Annotated in this window: 5 protein-coding genes; 1 reads left to right on the forward strand and 4 read right to left on the reverse strand. The window is 39.2% G+C overall.

Features of this window, described 5'->3' with window-relative positions; genetic code table 11:
• The gene (locus R8925_RS03355) at positions 1 to 1,716 is read left to right on the forward strand and encodes a PTS sugar transporter subunit IIA (protein ID WP_430534506.1); all 1,716 of its coding nucleotides are present in this window, start codon (positions 1 to 3) and stop codon (positions 1,714 to 1,716) included.
• A 237-nt stretch (positions 1,717 to 1,953) separates the two neighbouring features.
• Here the strand turns inward: R8925_RS03355 and R8925_RS03360 are convergent, their stop codons facing one another.
• From R8925_RS03360 to R8925_RS03375, 4 genes are all read right to left on the reverse strand, one after another.
• Positions 1,954 to 4,302, reverse strand: a complete 2,349-nt coding sequence (locus tag R8925_RS03360; RefSeq protein WP_430534507.1) for a polysaccharide lyase 8 family protein — start codon at positions 4,300 to 4,302, stop codon at positions 1,954 to 1,956.
• Between the two features lie 335 nt (positions 4,303 to 4,637).
• Complete coding sequence (locus R8925_RS03365; RefSeq protein ID WP_430534508.1) at positions 4,638 to 5,066, reverse strand: hypothetical protein; 429 nt, start codon at positions 5,064 to 5,066, stop codon at positions 4,638 to 4,640.
• 64 nt (positions 5,067 to 5,130) lie between these two features.
• Positions 5,131 to 5,769: a hypothetical protein gene (locus R8925_RS03370; RefSeq protein WP_430534509.1), complete on the reverse strand. Its 639-nt coding sequence runs from the start codon at positions 5,767 to 5,769 to the stop codon at positions 5,131 to 5,133.
• Positions 5,766 to 6,185 (reverse strand): permease prefix domain 1-containing protein, encoded by a 420-nt coding sequence (locus tag R8925_RS03375; RefSeq protein ID WP_430534510.1) that lies wholly within the window; start codon positions 6,183 to 6,185, stop codon positions 5,766 to 5,768. Before R8925_RS03375 ends, R8925_RS03370 begins: the two co-directional genes overlap by 4 nt.
• Between the last annotated feature and the right edge of the window lie 187 nt (positions 6,186 to 6,372).

The raw sequence follows: 6,372 nt of genomic DNA on the forward strand, positions 1-6,372 counted from the left end.
ATGATGCTAAATCAGCGGCAAGTACAAATCATGGAGCGGCTTGAAAATGGAAAAGCAAGCGGTTTAGAACTTGCAAAATTAACAGGAACCTCCAAAAGAACAATTTTGCGGGATATTTCTCAAATGAATCACTTGCTTCAAGCGATTGGAGATATTAGTTCGAGTCAAGCGGGCGGTTATCAATTGCATATTCAGGATAAAGAGGCTTATAGAAATCTTTTGCACCAGTCGATGTATGATGATGAGCTCATTTTGTTGGAACTACTACGCCATGATTTTCGGACATTGGATGATCTAGCTGCTACTCTGTTTTTGTCAAAACCGATGATATCGGAGAAAATTATCTTTTTGCGGGGGCATTACACAAAACGCTTGGAGATTAAATCGAAGCCAAATTATGGACATTATTTGGACGAGCCGTTGTATCGTAAAATGGTTTTGCTTGCGAATTTGATTGATAAAAATCCTCCTTTTTTCTGTGAACGATTGGGAATTTCGCAGGATGATTATCGGAGCTTATTGCAAGAAATAAGGACGCTTAATGAGGCGAATTATTATCCGAATATTCATTCTGCCCATTTGGTTAGTTTAATTTTGGCTGCGGATGTGTTGGAGAATGGCGTGAAAAATGCAGCGACAAGGTTCTCGCTTTCAGAAGGGTTGATTCACTTTTTCAGGGAGGAGCAGCAAAAGAAGGCCAAATTAGTGACAGTGGCTGAGATTCAGGTAATGCTGCAAAGGTTGGCGGAGCAGTATAGCACGCCAGTTTATGATTTGGAGTTGGTGGAGCAGTTAGTAGGGCATCTGAAGCGGAGTATTGCATACCCGATTATTCTTCATGACCGGAAGTTGCATAATATCGCCAACATTAAGGCGGTCTATCCACTTGCTTTTGACTTAAGTATTGCTTTTGTGGCGAGTGCGAATGAAGCATTTGGCATTGAAATGTATGATATTGATTTAATTGGGCTCTATTTTTCGTGCGCGATGGAACGGATGAAGCAGGTTGCGGCGAAGGTTCTCCTATTTTCAGATCAATATGCGGTTGCGAGCATCAACAAGCAGATGATTGAGAAAGAGATACAAGGAGTTGAAGTCATCATCGTGACGCATCGGCAAGAATTAGAAATGGCGCTCGAACAACAGGATATTAAGCTAATTTTGAATAATCACCCTACTTTTCAGGAGTTCAGTATAGATGTGGATTGCATGGATGTGAAGCAGGTTATCACGAAGCCAGAGTTACGAGCGATTCAAGATATGTTGGAAAAAATTGATGTACGTAAAAATATCCGAACTTTTTTCCCTGAAAACTTGGCGATGACATACAACAATGAGCCGGGGGATGATTGGAATGCAATTGTGGAAGGAATTTGCTTGGAATTAGAGGCACGAGAAGTTTTAAGCGCAGATGAGTCAATGAAAATTCAAGAACGAGAGCAAAAAGGTAATAACTTGGTAATTAATCATTTGGCTTTACCACACTGCACAACGCAGCGCAATCAAGCATTTTTCGCGGTGTTTGTGCATCTTGAGCATAGCGTACTTGTGGATGGAGCAATGGTGCAAAATGCTTTAGTTGCTTGTGTAAATCCAAATGTGAGTACGGAATTGAAGGTTTTTAGCTACCTTTATTATGTATTGAACGAGCATGATGGAGAGGACATTCTAGGGCTGAAGGATTATGCAACTTTTATCTCATGTATTGAACGCTAAATAAAACGGGTCTGGGACATAACCGAAATAAATCGGCGACAAGCGCTCGCATTCTGGGGATTTGGTGGACTTCCGGTTCTCACGTACAGTCGTACGCTCCGCTTCCGGTTTCCGCCAAATCCCCAGAATACAAACGCTTTCGCTCAATTTGTGCAAAGCTTAATCTTCGTCTTACCCAAAATGATGGGCGAGGCGATTTTTTCGTATTTGGAGTTTGTCCCAGCGGCGTTTTAAATATTATTTTCCGAAATTAACGCTGAAGGATTTTCCAGTTTTTGCGGAAGTATTGACTTGGATGCGCCAGTTTTTACCGGATGTTGTAACGCTAACTTCTGGGGATTTACTTTTTACTTTGTGACCAGTAACTTTTGGTACTAAAAAGACGATTTTATTTTGCTCCATCGATGGATCTGCTAGGGTTACTTTTTGTAGAGTTGCTGATTTACGAATCATGATAGAGCCTCGAGTTTGGGCGACAATACCGTTTAGTGTACTAGCTTGACGGAAATTCGCAATCCAAAGATTTTGTGATTTATCAAATACGGCTTGTTGATTCAAATTGTTGGCACGGATTTCAACATCGATTTTTTTGCTGTAAGCTTCTGTTGCCTGCTTGGATTTCCCTGGTAAAATGATATAGCTGTAAGATTTGTTTGTAGGCTTTTTGCCATGGGATATTGTGATGCCAGCGTAGTCTGCATTGGCAATGATACTGCCGTTGCGAGAATTTAAAGTATTCCAATTGCCTGATCTGGTTTTTTTGTAGGCTGTGACGTTGGTAGCCGTTGGGAAAACATAGCCAATACTTTGACTTGGGAGTGCTCCGTTTAGATGAGCCCATTTTGTATTGATATTCTTCGTTTGACCAAGATTGATAGTTTGACCTCCAACGACAAATGCATTAAGGCGAGTATTATATAATTTTCTATTTTCGACAATAGTTTCGGTATTTAAGTTTTCTTTCGATGTGATACCGGCACCAAGCGCAACGATTTTACCATTTAAAAAGAACCAAGATTTGCGAGCTTCGAGCGAGCTTCCAGTTACATTTTTCATACTGTAATGCATCGTTGCGGAGCCGTTTTGCTGGTCAGATACGCCACCGGACCACGCTTGAGTATTGAAATATTTTAAGTTATCTGCAACGATTGGTTTTGTTTTGTGGTCTGTTGTTGTGCCAGCTAAGCTAGTCATATCAACAGTTGGATAGTAGTTCCCTTCAAAGGCTTGATCATCGTTGTACAAATAGAAAGCGCCAGTTCCTGTGTAGAAACCGAGCTTATTTTGGCCACCAATGGTTTCGAATGCAGATATTTTTTTTGAAAACATACTAATACCAGCAACGTAACCAGGTTTTGTATCAATCATTTGACTGGCAGCTGACATCATTTTGTTTTGAGTCAACGCTGGATAGGTTCCGATAATTTTCTTGTTGAGCAGTATAGATTGGAATGTTTGTGCTTGTGCGAGTGTTAGGTTTTTGTAAAAATCTGTATTTAACGATTGACTGATAATAGAAGACTTCAGAATTCGCGCGTACTTATTGCGATAGGCAACGTTCGTATTTTTTTGACTAATTGTAAACATGTCATAAAGCATTGTATTGGCGACCTGTTGATTAGTGACTGCTTTTAGAGAAACACTACGTCCACGAGTCATATCCAGCACCTCATCTTTATAAAAAGCAGGAAGGTAAGTGGTATCTAAATAAGTAAATATAGTTGGTAGGGAGCGGAAGTTACTCAGCGATTTTGTTCCAGAAAGCAGTTGATAAAAATCAGCACTACGAGCAAGAACGGCCGCACCATAACCTGTTGTATAAGGCGTATTTGTATGTTGAATAAAAGAACCATCTGCATAAAAACCATCGCCGGAAGTTACTGGCATGTAAGCGCGTTTCACCATATCAGCCCCAAGGTTGATTTTAGACTGGTCGTTACCAAGGACACCGCGCAATGTTATGACGAAACTTTTATCGACACGGTTAGCACCAGTTCCTACATCTTTGGCATTGGCTGCTTTTGGTTCAAAGTAGTCGATTGTCTTTAAATATTTTTGTAAAGTGGCGTTTGGAATATCTGCTTTCATCAAAGTAAAGACATTTACAAGTGAGATTGGTGTGCCAATTTGGAAATCATACCAGTTTTTATCTGTTCTAGCCGTTTTTTCGTTATAAATATTGGTATACAACCAATTAAGAGAATAGAGAATATCCTGTTTTAAAGCAGCATTACGATAATAGGTTGAGTTAGGCGTTTGATATAAAGTTGCCATCTTTTCAATGTTAAGAGCAATCATTGTCATTTGTGTAGGGCTAGTTTTCCAGGCTGTTATATTTGAAAAGAGATAGTTTTTCTTGGGATCTTTATTTAGCTTAGAAAGCACGCTTTGTTGTAGAGCCTTCTCTTTTTCGTTCAAAGTTAGTTTTAAAGCAATATTGGAAGTGGGGAAAGCTTTACCAGTCAAAGATACCTTCCAATTATTTAGTGACATATTTTGTTCTGCAACAGTTTGTGCAAATGTTTTATCGCCTATAGCGAGTACCAAGAATAATGCTAGCAGAAGAGCAACAACATATTTTTTCATGGTAACGACACCTCCATTTTCATATTTTCGACACATTTTTTCGTTAAAAGTACGTTTATTTACTAGTTACCCATAAAAATGCGATGAAAAACACAAAAAAAGTCGAATAGACATAAAATAGACACAATTTGATAACGGATTCATACTATAAAAGTTAAAAATATTACTTTTTAATCTAGCGTGAAATTAGGTCATTTTATATTAATAAGTTAAAAATATTACTTTTTTTATATTTACTATAAAATTTTTTTTGCAATATCACAATTTTATTAGATAGCGCCATTTTTTAATGAACGCAAAAAAACTGCTGAATCCCAGCAGTTTTTCTTAATAAACTATTTAATTTTTCCCAGATCTAAGATGATTTTGATTGCAAATAACAAGATAATAAGCGGTAAAAAGACGCCACCTAGCTGGCCGCTGAAGATACTATTCGCTGCGGATAAGATAACGAATACACTTAGCGCAAAATAGAGCATTTTGGGAACAAGGATTCCTTTTCTTAATTTGGAATAGTTGTTGAACAGCAGTAAGGCGAATATAGCGTAAAGTATACAGAATAAAGAGGCTAAGATTCGAGCAATTTTTAAGGCATGGATGGCGTCCGCCTTAACGCCTTCTGTAGACAAGTTAAAAAGAACAAACACACCTAACAAAGTAAATATTGCGAACAGCGAACAAATGATTGCGAGCGTCAGCGTCATCCAACGAGGGTTCGTCAACCGAGCCCGCAAAATAGCTTTTTCGTCTAGTTGGTTTTCCATTTTTACAGTAGCTCCTTCAAATAAGATTTATATTCCTATTTGAATGTAACATATATGAGCCAGATTATAAAGTTCTTATGTGACGTTTTGCACTAAAAAAATACATAGAAATAGGCCACCAAACAACGACGAAAATCGGATAAATCGCCCAAATTACGTCTGGCGAGAAAGCCCAATTCATCCCAATCACAAAAGCGCTAATCCAGATACTTGCTTGGATCGAAAAAGCAAAAAAGTTTCTGTGTTTGGCATGGTATAGCGATAAAGGCCACCAACCAATAGCGAAAATAATCGCGATTATCCAAGGATAACTTGGCGAGCAAGCTAGATTAAGCAAGGCATAATAAATAATCGTTGTCGTAGCACCAATCACTGCGGCAGTCATCGTGTCCGCCTTTTTTCCGAAAAACGTAAAAACTGGCCAGAAAACGAGCGGGTAAAGAGCATATAAAACCCAAAGCACTTCTGGCGACTCACGCAAGTTAATGACAGTTAGCAAAATAATGAAGACAAAACTAGTGAAAAAAGCGAACTGCGTTAAATTTTGGCGGTAGACGAAATACATCGACAAAGGCCATAGAAGAAGGACGATACATGGATAGATGCTCCAATCAAGCGTTGGTGTGAGGAAAAAATTCAGCATGACCAGAAAGAACATACAAATCGCGCTCCCGACAATGGAAAAGCTCACTAACCCCTTCAATTCATGACCTCCCCTTGCACACGCAGGCATCTAAAGTACATTGCAAGCGGCCACCAAACAATCGCAAAAGCTGGAAAAACGACCCAAAGAACAGTCGGCGTATAATAAATATTAATGAAAAGAAGCAAGCCAATGATAAGCGCGGCTCCAACAAGTGAAAATTGAAAATGCGTCCAAGCAAGGTACGACTTAGGCGGCTTCACACGATGCTCAGCCAGCTCCATTCGCAAATCCGTCAAATCGCCAAGCTCAACAATTGCTTTATTAATCGCATCCTCCTCCGATTTCCCATTAGCTATCAAGACATCAACCTTATCCTCCAACCCCCGAAGAATCTCCTCTTTCATGAACAAACTCTCATCCGTCACTGGGATATCACTAAATAACCCCTCGACATGTTTTTTAATAGTTATCATATTTAAACCCTCCAAAATATTCAAAAATACAACTGCGCGCACAGTATTCTATCTGATAGAGTAATAATAACACGGATTACTCTATGTGTCAAAGTAATTGTTGGCGCTCTTACGAAGAGAAGTATCCTGAGTTAGAGCGCCAATATGCATGAGAGCGAAGCGAGCATGTAATCCATGCGTAGCAATA

It is taken from the genome of Listeria rocourtiae subsp. hofi, assembly GCF_963575615.1.
GTDB classification, from domain to species: Bacteria; Bacillota; Bacilli; order Lactobacillales; family Listeriaceae; genus Listeria_A; species Listeria_A hofi.

Excerpts from the sequence above, each read along its gene's own strand:
- R8925_RS03360 (WP_430534507.1), bottom strand. The coding sequence starts at position 4,302 with ATGAAAAAATATGTTGTTGCTCTTCTGCTAGCATTATTCTTGGTACTC.
- R8925_RS03375 (WP_430534510.1), bottom strand. The coding sequence starts at position 6,185 with ATGATAACTATTAAAAAACATGTCGAGGGGTTATTTAGTGATATCCCA.
- R8925_RS03355 (WP_430534506.1), top strand. The coding sequence starts at position 1 with ATGATGCTAAATCAGCGGCAAGTACAAATCATGGAGCGGCTTGAAAAT.
- R8925_RS03365 (WP_430534508.1), bottom strand. The coding sequence starts at position 5,066 with ATGGAAAACCAACTAGACGAAAAAGCTATTTTGCGGGCTCGGTTGACG.